This window comes from Rhodococcus sp. H-CA8f (assembly GCF_002501585.1).
Classification (GTDB): Bacteria; Actinomycetota; Actinomycetes; order Mycobacteriales; family Mycobacteriaceae; genus Rhodococcus_F; species Rhodococcus_F erythropolis.
This window is the reverse complement of record NZ_CP023721.1, coordinates 77,917-90,554: the sequence shown is the minus strand read 5'-3', so window position 1 is coordinate 90,554 and position 12,638 is coordinate 77,917. Positions and strand designations below refer to the sequence as shown.

At 63.8% G+C, this 12,638-nt stretch carries 15 protein-coding genes; 13 read left to right on the top strand and 2 right to left on the bottom strand.

What is annotated here, in order from left to right:
• The first annotated feature begins 94 nt into the window (after positions 1-94).
• On the top strand, positions 95-586 hold the full coding sequence (locus CPI83_RS29375) for a helix-turn-helix domain-containing protein (RefSeq protein ID WP_097388375.1): 492 nt from the start codon (positions 95-97) through the stop codon (positions 584-586).
• Positions 587-723: 137 nt separating this feature from the next.
• Here the strand turns inward: CPI83_RS29375 and CPI83_RS29370 are convergent, their stop codons facing one another.
• On the bottom strand, positions 724-1,038 hold the full coding sequence (locus tag CPI83_RS29370) for a hypothetical protein (protein WP_097388374.1): 315 nt from the start codon (positions 1,036-1,038) through the stop codon (positions 724-726).
• 217 nt (positions 1,039-1,255) lie between these two features.
• Here CPI83_RS29370 and CPI83_RS29365 point away from each other — a divergent pair, with 217 nt between their 5' ends.
• From CPI83_RS29365 to CPI83_RS29330, 7 genes are all read left to right on the top strand, one after another.
• Entirely contained in the window at positions 1,256-1,522 is a 267-nt protein-coding gene (locus tag CPI83_RS29365; RefSeq protein ID WP_097388373.1) for a hypothetical protein, read from the top strand.
• Positions 1,523-1,927: 405 nt separating this feature from the next.
• Positions 1,928-2,287, top strand: a complete 360-nt coding sequence (locus CPI83_RS29355; protein ID WP_097388371.1) for a hypothetical protein — start codon at positions 1,928-1,930, stop codon at positions 2,285-2,287.
• Between the two features lies 1 nt (position 2,288).
• Positions 2,289-2,798, top strand: a complete 510-nt coding sequence (locus CPI83_RS29350; protein ID WP_097388370.1) for a hypothetical protein — start codon at positions 2,289-2,291, stop codon at positions 2,796-2,798.
• A 52-nt stretch (positions 2,799-2,850) separates the two neighbouring features.
• Positions 2,851-3,084, top strand: coding sequence for a hypothetical protein (locus tag CPI83_RS29345; RefSeq protein WP_097388369.1), 234 nt, complete (start codon positions 2,851-2,853; stop codon positions 3,082-3,084).
• 15 nt (positions 3,085-3,099) lie between these two features.
• Positions 3,100-3,315, top strand: a complete 216-nt coding sequence (locus tag CPI83_RS29340) for a hypothetical protein (protein ID WP_097388368.1) — start codon at positions 3,100-3,102, stop codon at positions 3,313-3,315.
• 574 nt (positions 3,316-3,889) lie between these two features.
• Complete coding sequence (locus CPI83_RS29335) at positions 3,890-4,210, top strand: hypothetical protein (protein WP_097388367.1); 321 nt, start codon at positions 3,890-3,892, stop codon at positions 4,208-4,210.
• Between the two features lie 121 nt (positions 4,211-4,331).
• Positions 4,332-4,574, top strand: a complete 243-nt coding sequence (locus tag CPI83_RS29330) for a hypothetical protein (RefSeq protein ID WP_097388366.1) — start codon at positions 4,332-4,334, stop codon at positions 4,572-4,574.
• A gap of 1,306 nt (positions 4,575-5,880) precedes the next feature.
• On the opposite strand, the gene CPI83_RS29325 is transcribed toward CPI83_RS29330, so the two are convergent.
• Entirely contained in the window at positions 5,881-7,854 is a 1,974-nt protein-coding gene (locus CPI83_RS29325; protein ID WP_198586389.1) for a DEAD/DEAH box helicase family protein, read from the bottom strand.
• A 66-nt stretch (positions 7,855-7,920) separates the two neighbouring features.
• Here CPI83_RS29325 and CPI83_RS29320 point away from each other — a divergent pair, with 66 nt between their 5' ends.
• Genes CPI83_RS29320 through CPI83_RS29300 form a run of 5 tightly spaced genes read left to right on the top strand, consistent with a single transcriptional unit; the run spans position 7,921 to position 12,542 of the window.
• Complete coding sequence (locus CPI83_RS29320; protein WP_097388364.1) at positions 7,921-9,291, top strand: type I-E CRISPR-associated protein Cse1/CasA; 1,371 nt, start codon at positions 7,921-7,923, stop codon at positions 9,289-9,291.
• Positions 9,291-9,845 (top strand): type I-E CRISPR-associated protein Cse2/CasB, encoded by a 555-nt coding sequence (locus CPI83_RS29315; protein WP_097388363.1) that lies wholly within the window; start codon positions 9,291-9,293, stop codon positions 9,843-9,845. The genes CPI83_RS29320 and CPI83_RS29315 overlap by 1 nt, the downstream gene beginning before the upstream one ends.
• Before the next feature lie 35 nt (positions 9,846-9,880).
• Positions 9,881-11,047, top strand: coding sequence for a type I-E CRISPR-associated protein Cas7/Cse4/CasC (gene cas7e / locus CPI83_RS29310; RefSeq protein ID WP_097388362.1), 1,167 nt, complete (start codon positions 9,881-9,883; stop codon positions 11,045-11,047).
• Complete coding sequence (gene cas5e, locus CPI83_RS29305; RefSeq protein WP_097388361.1) at positions 11,044-11,853, top strand: type I-E CRISPR-associated protein Cas5/CasD; 810 nt, start codon at positions 11,044-11,046, stop codon at positions 11,851-11,853. Before cas7e ends, cas5e begins: the two co-directional genes overlap by 4 nt.
• Positions 11,850-12,542, top strand: a complete 693-nt coding sequence (locus tag CPI83_RS29300) for a type I-E CRISPR-associated protein Cas6/Cse3/CasE (RefSeq protein WP_097388360.1) — start codon at positions 11,850-11,852, stop codon at positions 12,540-12,542. Before cas5e ends, CPI83_RS29300 begins: the two co-directional genes overlap by 4 nt.
• Positions 12,543-12,638 lie beyond the last annotated feature (96 nt).

Genomic DNA, 12,638 nt, shown 5'->3' with positions numbered 1-12,638 from the left:
GACTGACTTCCCTTGCGGGGCCGCGCGAAAGGCGCCGCCTCACATCCGACTACGCTTGCCTGATACCAGATTTACCTGACGAGGAGTTTTCGACATGACCGCCCTGCCGAGCCGTATCCCTCAGAACTATGTGACCGTCGCGCAAGCATCCGAAGCCCGGGATCGGGCTGTTGCCGAAGTGACGAACGGGCTCGAGGATCATGCGGGGACGGGTCGAAGCCGTAAGAAGCGGAACGTGGATGCGGTCGTCGAAGCGATGACCATCTATGGGGTCGATTACCGGGAAATCGCTGACGCTGCAGGTGTTTCAGGACTTGCGATCCTCGAATATCTCGCGCAGTCGTTCGAGGGGGGCAGCAGCGGCGAAGGTGTCGCGGAGCAGGTGTATCACGCTGGTTTGACTGCGGAGCGCGCTGCGCTGGAGGCCTACCGTGACCAGGTGATCGAGGCGCAGCGCGTGGAAGTTCTTCGCCTCGTCGAGGAAGGGGTGATGCGGACGCACATCGCTCGGCAGCTTGCGGTCTCACGCACTACGGTCCGGGATTGGGTGGCTGCGGAACATCCCGACCGAGGCGGCGAAGACTAGAAAACTTCCTGACCACGCCCCGTGTCGATCAATCTGATGTCGATACCTGATGTGGCGCCGCACGAAGGTCAACAGGCAGAAACTCAGCATGCTCGCAGTAGCGGTTCACACCGGCCGCAGCGAGCATGCTGATTCTTTTATAGCGTTGCGGCAGTGAGGATCCGGGTTACTTCCGCCCACGCAGTGTCGATCCAACTGTCAGTCGCAGGATCCTCCCCGAACGGTCCCCGAGTCGTCGACCGATACCCGCCGTCCTCGGCCAGGTGGACGATGCTCCATCCACCGATCACCGCCTGCTTCTCGAGGAACACGGTCCCGTCGGCGCGGGCATACGAGACGATCGTGTTCCCGTGATCGTCCGGCTCGGACTGCTCGACGGCACCGGCCGCGCGGGCACGGTGAGCGGCAGCGACAATATCGAGCAAATCCTGCTCACGTGTAGCTGAAGACATAAAGGTGATCCTCTCGGAAAAGAGTGATGTGTTGCGGGAATTCGCTGTCGATGAATCTATCCGAGAACCGCATAGTGTGGTTCGGCACGAGCGGAAATGAACGGCGTGCTGGGCCCGAACTAGAACCGCTCAAAAACCGATAGCATCGACCTCGGTAAGCGCGGCTTGAGGCCCGCCCGCGAATGTTGAACAAGACCAATTTGAAGGAGTATTCGAGATGAGTGAAAACAAGCAACGAGTGACGTCCCTCGTTGCGAATTACATCGTCAACGAAGGTGACACCGATCCCGAGGGTTCGGCCCGGATCTCTGAGGTCGCAGCAGGATTGGCGAATGGTGGGGATTCGGCCAAGGTGCGTGAATACGTCGAGCGGATCGTCCGGACCCACGCCAGCGGCTTCACTCGAGAGGTCAGAGATGAACTCTCGGGCAGTGACTGGTCTGACGTCGACTGGGACGAAGTGGCCCGCCAACTCCGGGACTGATCGCAGTTCGCCCCTCGCTCAAGAAAATGGATGTTTTGCGTGCACAGAAAACCCCACGTTTCGTTGATATTGGGGGAGCAGACCATCCGGAAATCGCGAGGATATTGACAGTCGAAAAGACGTCGTCGAAATGCCAACAATGTCACCCGGCGTATTCCCCGACAAAGCGTGAACCGTTACGCCATCAAACAGATCTGCATCGTTCAATCGTGCGAAACATAAACGGCGTAGACCTCGATACGCTCGGGAACCGGCGCAGCGCATACGATGCCGAAACCCCATGCGATCTCCAAGAAGCGACCCTCTTGGATGGCGCCCACTAACGTCGTACCCGACGCGACCTGCTTATGCAGACAACCAGACCCCGCGACACCAGTCGCATCACCAGGCAGCAGAAAGGCCCCCATGAAGTACATTCCCGCAACGATCCCAGCCGACCTAGCTCAGACCCGCGTCGGAATCCTGTGGGCTGCAGCGAACATCGCCGTCGAAGAACCCTACATCGACGACGCCATCGCCGAAGCAGCGCGCCGCGCAGGCATTCTCGGCGAAATGTCCTACCGAGACGCAGAAACGTCCGCCGTCACGGTCGCGCAGGCACGCGTGCCCTCGGCGCCGTTGAACCCGCAGTGGCCGTCCGCTCGATGGAACACCTGGCAGGACGCGATCGACGAGGTGTGGCCGATCCTCGCCGACGCCGCAGCGAAACAGCAAGGTAGTGACGACCTCAAGATCGGGCTCGTGCCCGGCCGCTGGGAGGCATGAGATGACATCCACCAGCAAAGCTGTACTGGCCGAGATCAACACATGGATCGAGGTCATGACCTTCCCGGAGACCGAACCCCTACAGATCCCCGAGCCAGCGGCTGTCGTCGCCACCGCCCTCGAACACTTCTCCGCCGACTTCACCTCCTCCCCGACGGCAGTCGGAGAGGCGCTCGACAACATCGCGTGCCGCAGGTGGGGTGAAGGTGACATCGCAGCCTGGAACGCCGAGAAAAGCTGGAACATCGGCAAACAAGGCTATCGAGGCGACGCCATCGGACTACTCCTCGGTTTGGGCATCGGCATCGGGAAGGGGCAGAGCGGGCCGGAACTGATCGCCAGCGGCGTCGACGAGTACGAAGCGCACTGCGAGCGTGAAGGCGCGGACAGCGGCGAACGCCGATGGAACGAGAAGTGGGCCAAGGAAACGATCGACTACCTCTCCGACCCGGCCTCCGCCCGCGCGGCCCTCACGCGCACAGACCTACTGACCGTGGACGACTACACATGACCGTGCCGATCGCGCTGACACGAAATACCCTCACATGCGAAGGGAGTCGACGATGAGCAATGCACCGATCGAGAAGTGCCCCGAATGTGAGAGCCAAGATCTCACGTGGGAGGTGACATCACGGGTAGACCAGTCACTGCACGTTCGGCCGCGAGTGTTGGCGGTACTCGGCTGCAATGAGTGCTCGGAAACTCTGGCATTGATCGACTCCGACGTCATCGCCAACTTCCTGAACGAGGAACGCACCGAACACGGTCACTTCCTCGAAAGCGCCGACAGACAGTAACGACAGGGGCCAAACATGATTCAGCGCAGCGCAATCCAACTCTCGGAAGGAGACGTCATCGTCGCCGAAGACGGACAACGCCACACCGTCACCAAGATTCAGAATCACGGCCTCGAAGGTGCGTGGCTGACGATCATCACCGATACCGGTATCAAGCTGGACAAGTCTCACGTCGCAGCGCAGCTCGACGTCTACGACGTCGAACCTGCCGGAGCGGCGTCGCCCTCGTAGGGGTGCATCCCCTTTTGCATGGGGCGGGAATCGGGGCGGCGGCCTTCGGCGCCCCGCTTCCGCTGTTCCTGGGGCCGCAGACCTCGACGATCTCGACAACACCCTCACCCGCACTCCCTGCCCGACATTGCTCGACCTGGCCCGCGACGGCGACGCCGTAATCGTCACCTCACATGCCGAACCGGCATCCAGCACAACGCGCCTCACAGAAAACAGGTCCGTTTGGTGACGGTCGAACTGGGGTCGAAAAGTGTTCCCCAAAAAGGCGATACTGACTTCAGCGATTCCCGCCGCTCCCGAGAATCGGATCATTTGCGCCCCACCCCCGAGAAGGAGCAACTCGATGTCCAATGTGTGGACATGCCAGGACTGCGGATCGACCGACCACACCCGCACCACCACCAACATGGGACCACGATGCGAGCCTTGCACCCTGACCGCGATGAAACAGGGCGAACTCTGCGGGCTCGTGATTTCTGACGGCTTGGAAGGCTCCGGAACCGGGCGCCACTGCCAACGGCTCGCAGGCCACGACTACCCCCACGATGTAAACCGACAACGCTAGGAGCACACCATGAGCGATCCCGACTTCACCGTCACACGAACAGATCTGGCAAAGATCGTCGACAAGCGCGACATCGAAGCAGCCCAGACTTGGACGCACGGCGGCACCGCTGTCGCAATCGTCCACCACGGCGACACCCGCCCCGACGTACTCACCAGCGACCTCGCAGAGATCATCTACGAGAACCTCAACGGCCTAGGTGACAAGCGACGATCCGGCGATGTCGTCGCCGACTTCACCCAGATCATCGCCGACCTCGAACCCGTCACCGACGACAAATTCGACGGCACCCACATCACCTACTGGAGAAACGTCGGCATCCTCGCCTGAACGACGAAATGTTCTGCGCGAGACAGCCGATCACAGTGCAGCCCGCACGCAGGCGATCGGAACCGCACCTCGCAACGAAAACGCACACCTCGAAGACCCCAACCGACGAGAAGGCCACACCATGAGCGACAAACCTGAAATCGGAAAGATCACCCACGCCACCGGGATCGCCGGACAGCACAGCTATTCCGTGCCCGTCACCTACCCCGGCGAAGACACCGACGTCGTACAGTTCGTCGGAAACACCGCCGGAGGCCCCATCGTCATGATCAGCGGCACCGGCGCCCAAACATTCGTCACCGACCCGGAACGCTTCGGCGAATTCTCCCCCGAATGGGTACGCAGGTTCTACGAATCCGCGTAACCACCACCGGCGACACAACCCCGCGCCGACGGCCACCATCTCCGACCCGGACATGGTGGCCGTCCACATTGAAACAGCGCAACAACCCAACTCGAACACAAAGCCCCGCAACTGCAGGGACACCAGCCGGTCAACGTCCACACCCACCGACATCATCGAAACATCCCCGCATCCGCAGGGCAGGCCAACCAATCACTCCGATTCCTCTATCGAATCCTCGAACAACCCCCGCATCCGCAAGGCAAAACGAACTGTATCCAACGCCAAAAACAGCTCGTCGATCGAACAATCCCCGCACCCGCAGGGCAGCTGCAGAACCCGCAAACGAGCCCAGACAGCAGCAGAGCAAACCCCGCACACGCAGGATAAGACGGTTCCACCCCATAAGCCAAGACCCGTCCACCATCGCTCCCCACAGCACCCAAGACACCAACCACGGCTCCAAGAACGATCTGCGCCATCCCCGAACAGTCCCCGCCTCCGCAGGGCAACCTCGTCCGTCTATGGACACATCGGTTGATCCCCGCATACGCGGGGCGAGAGTCGTCGTAACCAATTGGTCCGCAGTGCCGCCGAACGATCCCCGCATACGCGGGGGAGCCCATGTTCGCCTGTACCTCTCGGTAGATCACCGCATTCCGCGGCGCATCGGCGGAACATACGCTTTGGTGTCGTAATCCCAAGGCAAATCACCGCATCCGCAGCGTCGAGAAGTAACCAAGACACTTGGACTTCCCATTTCGTAACTGATCCTCGCATACGCGGGGGATGAGCCAATCCTCGCTGCGCCGCGCGCCGTCGTAACCGATTGATCCCCGCGGACGGCGGGGTGAGTCGATCGAGATCTTCGGAAACGAGATGTCCTCGGGTTGATCCCCGCGAGGGCGGGGTGAGCGGAGTCCGCCGGTGATGAGCTCAAGTGCAGTGGACTGATCCCCGCGTGCGCGGGGTGAGCCGGGCAGACATTCTGCGCAGGCTTTGGGGATGGGATGATCCCCGCGTATGCGGGGGCGCGAGACGACGATTCACCCTCGGCCGCAGCTCGAGACGGGTTGATCCCCGCGTACGCCGGGGTGAGCTTCGGATGTCGTAAGAAACGAGTTGACGCTCGGGGGTGATCCCCGCGTACGCGGGGGCGAGCATGCAGATATGTGAGGACCTGCAATGAACACGGGTTGATCCCCGCGTGCGCGGGGGTGAAAGTTGCTTCGTCACTACATCGATAATTTTCCCGGGTTGATCCCCGCGTGCTCGGGGGTGAGGCTTGCTGGCCTGGTGTGATTTCTGGGTGACGGCTGCTTCGGCTTCAGTTCGGTCCACTGAATTGGGTGGGGAGGAGGGTGTGAAGTCGTTGTCGCTGTTGAGGTGTCAATGAGCTGAGTTTGAGTGTGGCGAGCCACGCACCGATCTTGACACGTTTCCCGGATGAGGTGTCGTCGACGGTTGCTGATGGCAGTACGTGCGGTATTCGGGTGGCGGTGATGTATTTTTCGACGAGGTCGAGTTTGTCGTCGGTGGAAAGTCTAGCTGCGGTGGCGGTTCGGGCGTCCCAGGACCATCCGGTGAGAAGTGGATCGTTGTCGAAGAGTGTGATGATTCGTGTGGGAACGCGGCCTGCCGCTTTGGCTTTGCGGAGTGCGGCGACTCGTTGACCGAGGGGATAGCCGTTCGGGTTGTGTGGGTCGGGGATGGTCAGTGTGGGGCGCGGGTTGAGGCTGTTTCCGCGCATCGCTTGTTGTTGGAGTGCGTGGTGGACGCGGAGCCATCCGCTGGTGGTGCGGCGAACGGTTTTGAGGATGAAGCCGTCGTCGATGTTGGCGGGAAGTCCTGTGGTGTCGAAGCGGATTCGGGATTCGGGTCCAGGGGGCGGGGTGGCGCATTCGATTGCGCGACGGTGGTCGGCGAGTGAGGTGAAGATTATTTCGTCTTCCTCTGCGAGGACGGTGAGTACTTGCCAGGCCGTGAGGTAGTCGGTGCGGGCGACGCGGTCTTCGGTGCTGGTGGTGTCGTGGGGGCGGTGTAGGACGGGCAGGATGATCAGTGCGGTGCGGTGGTGTCCGTCGGGGTGGGGGCGTAGTGCGCGGCCGACGATTTGCACGATGTCGGGTGCACCGGTGCGGGGCGCGGCGAACATGACGGCGTCGAGTGCGGGGACGTCGACGCCTTCGGAGAGGAGTCGGCAGTTGGAGACGACGACGAGATCGTCGCCGGGGGCGGCGAGTGCGTTGAGCGCTGCGGTGACATGGCGGGGGTCGCTGCCGCCGTCGACGTGGAAGACCCGGACGTTTTTGTCGGTGGTCTTTGCGAGCGCCCTGAATTGGGTGGCCCAGGCGCGTGAGGTGTCAATTCGGTTGTGGAACACCATCACTGAGCGGAGGTCAGGGTTGGTGTCGGCGGCGCGCATGAGGGCGAGCTGTGCGGCGGCTGCTTGCGGGTCGAGATGGTTGGTGTCGGCTTCTTTTTCGAGGAGCTCGAGGGCGGCTTCTTCGGCGACGGCGATGGTGGCGATCCGGTAATCGGAGAGGCGTCGGTCGGTGATGGCGTCACGCAGGCTCAGTGGGGCGATGGTGGGGCCGTAGTCTGCGACGGAGGTCATCGACAGGACTTCGATGGGGCCGAGTTCGGAGTCTGTGTCGGTGGCGGGTTCGACGGCACGGATGGTGGCGGTGGCGAAGAGGCGCCGGAGGGAGGGGAGTGCGTTGTTGTCGAGGGGGAGTGCCCAGGCCTTGTCAGCGGTTCCGGCGGTGCGGTGCGCTTCGTCGCAGATCAGCAGATCCCATGTGATGGAGGCGAGTTCGGTGGCGGCGGCGACGACGGCGGAGGATGCGTAGGTGGCGACGACGAGGGCGTTGTTGCCGCCCTGGGTGAGTAGCTCGGCGATCCGTTCGGGGTCGGTGGTGATGTCGGTGTCGAGTTCGGCGGCGGCATCCGCGGGTTCGATGTCGATCTCGCGTTCGCGTTCTTCGGCGGTCGCCGGGGTGAATTCGTCTGTGGTGGCGCCTCGGTCGTTGCAGACGGCGATCAGACGGGCCCCTGGACGTGCGGCGCGCAGTATGTTGGCGGTCTGCACGAGCAGTCGCACGGTGGGGACGAACACAACAGTGCGATGACTGGGCGCGCTGAGGTTTTCGAGGAGTCCGGCCATGACGACGGTCTTGCCGGTTCCGCAGGGCAGTGACAAGGTCACGCGGGCGTAGCCCTGGTCCCATGCTTCGGTCAGCTGGCGCAGCGATTGTTGCTGGTGTGGGTGCAGTTGGAAGCGCGGGGCAGCTGTCGGCATGTCTTGAACGGTAGCGGAAATGCCTGACATCCACCGATTTACAGTCCTACGTATATTGTTTCGAATATGAATCTGCTGACTGAGCCGTGGATCGATGTATTCACCCTCGACGGCCCCCAGACACTGAGTCTGGCCGAGGTCGTGGTGAATCGGGGGGACATCCGCGACGTCGCATCGGCCGACCCTTTGGAAGATGTTGCGATCCTGCGCATGCTCATGGCCATCGACCTCGCCAGCGAGGGCGACCCCATCAACTGGCTGCACGGAACCGCCGGGAAATGGAACCTCTTCGACACCGCCGCACCGTTCTGGCAGAACACTCAACTGCGAGAGCATGTGGGGGAGCGGACAGTATCACCGGCAGTGACCCTGTCCTACCGTTATGCCGGGAACGGGACCGTCCTTCTCGATCACCGCCACAACGAATCCCAAACCCGTCTGACCCCGGTAGAAGCTGCCCGCGCGTTGATGATGCGCCAGCAATTCTCGGTCGGCGGCATCCAATCGTTCCCCGAAACGATCTTCAAGATCCGCACGGGACCGAAAATCACTGACCTCAAGGGACTCAAGTCCGCGAAGGCGGCGATCGCCGTCCCGCGCCCCTTCGCGTGGATCGACGCCGGGAACCTCGCGGACACGCTGATCGTGAACCGTCGCCCCGGTCCGATCGGAACCTTCCACCACAGTTGGCCAGGCGGAAACCCCGGCGACGCACCCGATCTCGGTGGTCAAGCCGACGCACTGACCTGGCAAGGGCGGTCAGCGCTACTGATACCCGACCTCGACGGGTACGTCACCGGAATTTCAATGACAGACGGACTGCGCTACGGCGAGGACACCGACCCACAACTGCTGCCGCACACCACGTTCAAGCAGAAAAAGGCGGGCGAGCCATTCACCGCCTGGGACGTGCACGCCGACCGTCCGGCGTGGCGGCAACTGCTCGCCGCGTACGCCTCGATCGACGCCCCCGGAGTGCTCGCCGCCGACCTGCCTGCAGATGGGCAGATGCGATTGGCCGGGCTGGCGTCCTTCCAGTCCCGTATCGACGGCCCTGTGACCGGGTCGCTGCCGGTACCGACCATCACCCGCGGCGACGTCACGGTCCTCGGCGCCGGTGTCGACGACGTCCGCAAGTACGTCGTCGGACGTGTCATCGCAGGAGGCCGCGTCGTCGCTCCGTCCTCGACTCCGACATCGCCCGGTGCATGGTGGAAACGGAACATGCCCACCGACTCCCGGATGAACAGCGACATGGAACCGATCGTCCGGCGCGCGTTGACCGGAGAGATCACACTCGACGACGCCATCGGCGAGATGTACACGCTCGCCGACACCGTCGTCGCCGAATTCTCCTCCACAATCGCCCAGGCATCACCCACCGCTGCGGCAGTCGCAACCACTCCTCCCGCACCGAAGAAAGAAGCCGTCAGCTGATGACCGACCTCGACCTCGCCGACACCACACCGGCCACCCGCTACATCACCAGCCTCGGTGCGGCAGTGAAATCGAACGACCGCGCACTGGCCGCTCTGCGCACCTGGCGCCCCTCCAACGCCGTCAACGTCGACATCATCCGCATCACCTCCCGCGCCGACGACGACCAGTGGATCGCGTGGGCGCTCGCCGGGAAACTCTTCGCACGATGGCATACCGGCCGCGCCAGCATCCGGTACGGCACCCCCGCAACCGGTCTCGGTCACGGACTGCGCAACCTCGGCGCCCGAGGATCTCGCGGACCGAACAACCCAGGCGCAGTTCGACTACTCGACCGGCTCCTCGCCGCAGGCAACGACACCGCCCTCGCCGACGTCCTCGACGCGATCGGCCGCGAACTCCGCACACTGGACTACCCGCCGCAGTGGGCCACCATCGTCGACGAAATCTCGGCCTGGCGAAACACGGACACCCGCAAAGACATACAGATCACCTGGGCACGGCAGTTCTCCACCTACCAGCCCAACCCCGCGGCCAACGCCGCTGAATCCTGAACTCCCCCTACCGTTCCGGCAAAGGACCTCATCACATGACCACCACCGCGCTCGCCCCGTTCCTCGGCCTGCACGTCCTGCACGCCGTCCCCGCCTCGCTGCTCAACCGTGACGACGCTGGCGCGATCAAAAAGATCACCATCGACGGCACCCCCCGCGCCCGCGTCTCGAGTCAGTCATGGAAACGCGCCATCCGCACCGGCATCCGCACCGAAGCCATCGACGGCGGCGCCTACGGCCTGCGCACCACACGCTTCCCGAAGCTGACCGCAGAAGCGCTCACCGCCAACCACGGCATCGATCCCGACCGCGCCGCAGCGGTGTCCGCCGCCTTGTTCACCCGCCTCGGACTCAAAGCCAACGAGAAGACCGGCAACACCTCCGTGGCGGTCTTCGCCTCCGAAGCACTGCCCACCCGGGTCGCCGCAGCGCTCGCCGAACACGACGCCGACATCGTCCTCGTGACCGACCCCGACGAAGAAGCCGACGAATCGAAGAAGAAGACAGCTCCCAAGCTGAACATCCCCGACGCGGTCCTCACCGCCGCTCGTGCCGCACTCGACGTCGACAACACCATCGACCTCGCACTGTTCGGTCGGATGCTCGCCGAGATCCCCGGCAGCAACGTCGACGGCGCTGTCTCCGTCGCGCACGCGTTCTCCGTCGACCCCCTCGCCCTCGAAGCCGATTTCTTCACCGCCGTCGACGACGCCGCAGGCCCCGGAGAGGCCGTGTCGTCGATGCTCGACACCGCGGACCTCGCCGCCCCCACCCTCTACCGTTACGTCGAACTGGATCGCCGCCAACTTCGAAGCAACCTCGCCGGGTACTCACAGGACGAATCGGTCGTCGAAGAACTCGCTCTCACCGCAGAAGCTCGCTTCGTCGAATGGGTGGTGCGCTCCATCCCGTCCGCGAAAAAACGCTCCTCCGCCGCACACACCCTGCCGATCCTCGTCCTCGCCGACACCGGCCGAGCCGTGTACTCACTCGCAGACGCGTTCTCCCCAGCCATCCAGGGGGACAACGTCGCCGCGAAGGCATCCGAGCGTCTGCTCCGCCACTCCACCGCCGCGCGCCCCTTCACCGGCGGCACCACCACTGCGCTGGCGATCAACCCCACCATCGCCGACGACCTCGACTTCACCGGCGTCGACCGCGCAGACGATCTCGGTGACTTCATCGCCCGGGTCCGCCGATGACCACCGCCACCGTCACGTTCCGGCTCGCCGGACCACAGCAAGCGTGGTCCACCCGTGAACGCAACGCCCACCGGCCAACGCAGGACCATCCGACGAAGTCGGGGATCGTGGGCCTGGTGGCCAATGCCCTCGGCCGGGACCGCGCAGACGACATCACCGACCTCGCGGCACTGCAGCTCGCAGTGCGAGCCGACCGACCTGGAATCATCGAATCCGATTACCACACAGCCGGTTCCGGAAACTTCCCGCTGCTGCCCGCCGAAGCGCTCGCCGATCCGACCCTCGCCCGTGCAGCGGCGAAGGGGCTGCCCTTGGTCCGTGCGTACTCGGCGCCGAAGAACATCCGCCGCGACAGCAAAGGCAACCTCGTCGGAAAACGCGAGAACGCGGTGCAGACCACCGACGCGTACCTCGCCGACGCCGCCTTCACGATCGCCCTCAGCGGCCCGCACACGCTGGTCGAGGAGATCTGTGCGGCGCTGACCGCCCCGGCCCGGAGCTTGCATCTGGGCCGCAAGGCGTACCCACTGTCCGCGCCTCCCGCCCCCGTCGTCCATCCAGTCGAACATCCCGCCGACGCCCTCGCGTTGATCCCACCCGCTCAGGCCCTGCCGCACCACACCATCTGGATCGAAGAAACCCCGACCCGTGGACGGCGATCGCCGAACACCCAACTGGTCGTCGACCAGCCCACACAGTTCGACACCCGCCGCACTGTCGGACGCCTCGAAACGCGCATCGCCACGGCAACGACCACCACCGATGCGCCCACTATCGACTTCTTCGCCCCCGAGGAGCAGCCATGACCACCGTCGCCGACACGCTGACCCTGCACACCAGCTACCTCACACTCGACGCCCGTCACCGCACCGTCCGCGACGCCCTTGTCGACACGCACCTGATGCACCAGCTCGTCATGTCCGGCTGGCGGGAAGACATCTTCCCCGGCGAAGGTGAACCCCGCGCCGAACTCGGAATCCTCTACGCAGTCTCACTCAGCGCCGACCACCGCGTCCGCCTCGTCGTACAAGGACACACACCGGCGAACTGGCAACTGGCGCCAGGTGTTCTGCTCGGCGAGGTCGATCACCGCGCCCGACAAGCCCCACTCGATGGCACCATCGCATTCCAGTTGATCGCTGCGCCCCGCAAATCGTTGCCGTGCCCACCGGCCGACAGCGGCAAAAAGCGACGCGGCAAGAAGATCGCCGTCCCCGCCGAGGAACGTGAACAGTGGGGCCGGAAGGCACTCACAGCAGCAGGGCTCGAAGTCGCCACGCTCGACGTCCGCAGCGGCGCGCGCCTGGAAAGCGAAACCAAATCGCTTCCCCGCAACCAACGCGCGACACCGAACGCCGTCTTCACGCACACCACGGTCGTCTACACCGGCACCGCCCGCATCAGCGACCCCGCGCTGCATGCCGCCGCGCTCACCGGCGGCGTCGGTCCAGCCAAGGCATACGGGTGCGGGCTCCTTCTGACCCGTGCCGCGTGAAATGTGAAGGGCACGAAGCGAATCCGGCGGCGTGATCTTCCCTACAGGTGCGGCATCAGTCCGTGACAGCTGTGAACCCAACCCGGACGAACATGT

Excerpts from the sequence above, each read along its gene's own strand:
- CPI83_RS29375 (WP_097388375.1), top strand. The coding sequence starts at position 95 with ATGACCGCCCTGCCGAGCCGTATCCCTCAGAACTATGTGACCGTCGCG.
- CPI83_RS29370 (WP_097388374.1), bottom strand. The coding sequence starts at position 1,038 with ATGTCTTCAGCTACACGTGAGCAGGATTTGCTCGATATTGTCGCTGCC.
- CPI83_RS29365 (WP_097388373.1), top strand. The coding sequence starts at position 1,256 with ATGAGTGAAAACAAGCAACGAGTGACGTCCCTCGTTGCGAATTACATC.
- CPI83_RS29355 (WP_097388371.1), top strand. The coding sequence starts at position 1,928 with ATGAAGTACATTCCCGCAACGATCCCAGCCGACCTAGCTCAGACCCGC.
- CPI83_RS29350 (WP_097388370.1), top strand. The coding sequence starts at position 2,289 with ATGACATCCACCAGCAAAGCTGTACTGGCCGAGATCAACACATGGATC.
- CPI83_RS29345 (WP_097388369.1), top strand. The coding sequence starts at position 2,851 with ATGAGCAATGCACCGATCGAGAAGTGCCCCGAATGTGAGAGCCAAGAT.
- CPI83_RS29340 (WP_097388368.1), top strand. The coding sequence starts at position 3,100 with ATGATTCAGCGCAGCGCAATCCAACTCTCGGAAGGAGACGTCATCGTC.
- CPI83_RS29335 (WP_097388367.1), top strand. The coding sequence starts at position 3,890 with ATGAGCGATCCCGACTTCACCGTCACACGAACAGATCTGGCAAAGATC.
- CPI83_RS29330 (WP_097388366.1), top strand. The coding sequence starts at position 4,332 with ATGAGCGACAAACCTGAAATCGGAAAGATCACCCACGCCACCGGGATC.
- CPI83_RS29325 (WP_198586389.1), bottom strand. The coding sequence starts at position 7,854 with ATGCCGACAGCTGCCCCGCGCTTCCAACTGCACCCACACCAGCAACAA.
- CPI83_RS29320 (WP_097388364.1), top strand. The coding sequence starts at position 7,921 with ATGAATCTGCTGACTGAGCCGTGGATCGATGTATTCACCCTCGACGGC.
- CPI83_RS29315 (WP_097388363.1), top strand. The coding sequence starts at position 9,291 with ATGACCGACCTCGACCTCGCCGACACCACACCGGCCACCCGCTACATC.
- cas7e (WP_097388362.1), top strand. The coding sequence starts at position 9,881 with ATGACCACCACCGCGCTCGCCCCGTTCCTCGGCCTGCACGTCCTGCAC.
- cas5e (WP_097388361.1), top strand. The coding sequence starts at position 11,044 with ATGACCACCGCCACCGTCACGTTCCGGCTCGCCGGACCACAGCAAGCG.
- CPI83_RS29300 (WP_097388360.1), top strand. The coding sequence starts at position 11,850 with ATGACCACCGTCGCCGACACGCTGACCCTGCACACCAGCTACCTCACA.